2 protein-coding genes are annotated in these 928 nt (G+C 64.9%); both read left to right on the top strand.

The genetic code is table 11. The annotated features are described in order from the left end of the window. Positions 1–204 (top strand): hypothetical protein (locus J0A65_RS24235; RefSeq protein ID WP_206596821.1); only part of this gene is annotated, 204 nt, incomplete at its 5' end. A gap of 109 nt (positions 205–313) precedes the next feature. Next, positions 314–541 (top strand): DUF2790 domain-containing protein, encoded by a 228-nt coding sequence (locus tag J0A65_RS24240; protein ID WP_206596822.1) that lies wholly within the window; start codon positions 314–316, stop codon positions 539–541. Positions 542–928: the final 387 nt, after the last annotated feature.

Consider the following 928-nt stretch of genomic DNA (forward strand, 5'->3'; position numbering starts at 1 on the left):
TCCCATGAGGATCACCCCATGAAAAACCTTAAGACTGCCGCCGCCCTCTCCCTCAGCACCCTGCTCGCCGCTCAGGCTTGCCTGGCCGAAGAGTCGCCCGCCTTCATCGCTCACCAACAGGCGCAGCTGCAACAGCAGCACGAGGCGAATGCCGAGCGCCACGCGCAATCGACCCACACGCAGCAGGCCGACCAGCAGGGCTGAAGTCCCAACCCTCCTGGCGCTGGCCTCCTCCCCTGCTCCTGGCCAGCGCCCCTCGGGCCGGCACGCCGGCCCTCTTTAGCACCACCTTCTGCACCCTATCGAGGTCATCATGAAAGCGATCGCCTGCCTGCTGGCGCTGGGTTGCAGCATCGACCTGGCCCAGGCCGAAACGGCCGAGCACTATCACTACGGCATGCAACTGGATATCGCCCGGATCGTCAGCCAGACCCTGCCCCAGGGTTGCGACGTCGGCGAAGCCCGCCTGGTCTACCTGGACTCCCTGGGCGAGCGACACACGCTGATCTATCAGCGCATCGGTGAAAACTGCAACGGCTGACCCTCCCTCCCGCAACGGGCACGCGCAGCCCGTCACCCCGCCCCGGCAAACTCATCAGCACGGTCTACCCTGAAAGAACGGCAGCCCTGCCGAAGCGGGTACAACCCCGGTTGCACCTGAAGCAGGCCGACCCGCGCTCGCCCGGCTGCCAGGCCGCGACCCAGGGCGCGCCGCTGCGTGCACCCTCGAGGTGCAAGAGCAGCGGGCCCTGACGTTCGTCGCCCCGGAGCATTTATTGGTTGCACCTGGTTGCACCTTGCATATTCTCAGGTTTAATCTCCCGCAGCTTTTCTGTTGCCCGCCATCCCTGGCAGCAACCCTTCGGGCCGTCGCAGGCGACGTCAAAGATTGCCCAGGCAATTTTTCTACCGTGCATAACCTGATAAC

Origin of the sequence: Bowmanella yangjiangensis, assembly GCF_017255015.1 — a bacterium.
Taxonomy (GTDB): Bacteria; Pseudomonadota; Gammaproteobacteria; order Enterobacterales; family Alteromonadaceae; genus Bowmanella; species Bowmanella yangjiangensis.